The organism is Vibrio sp. HI00D65 (assembly GCF_001635455.1).
GTDB lineage: Bacteria > Pseudomonadota > Gammaproteobacteria > Enterobacterales > Vibrionaceae > Vibrio.
Map to the genome: position 1 here is coordinate 1 of NZ_LWEH01000470.1, position 217 is coordinate 217.

The following is a 217-nucleotide window of genomic DNA, read 5'->3' on the forward strand; positions in this document are numbered from 1 at the left end:
TACCGAGATACCTGGGTCAACAGCTGGACGTAAGCCTGCGTTAAATAGCTGAGTCTGTAGGAAAACCTGACCGTCGGTAATCGAGATTACGTTGGTTGGTACGAATGCCGATACGTCACCTGCTTGAGTTTCAATGATAGGAAGCGCAGTTAATGAGCCTGTTTGGCCTTTCACTTCACCGTTAGTGAACTTCTCTACATACTCTGCATTGACTCGT

The 217-nt window shown here is 47.0% G+C and carries 1 pseudogene; it reads right to left on the reverse strand.

Annotated elements, in window-relative coordinates:
- A pseudogene (locus tag A3712_RS22880) lies at positions 1–217 on the reverse strand (F0F1 ATP synthase subunit alpha); the annotation flags it as partial.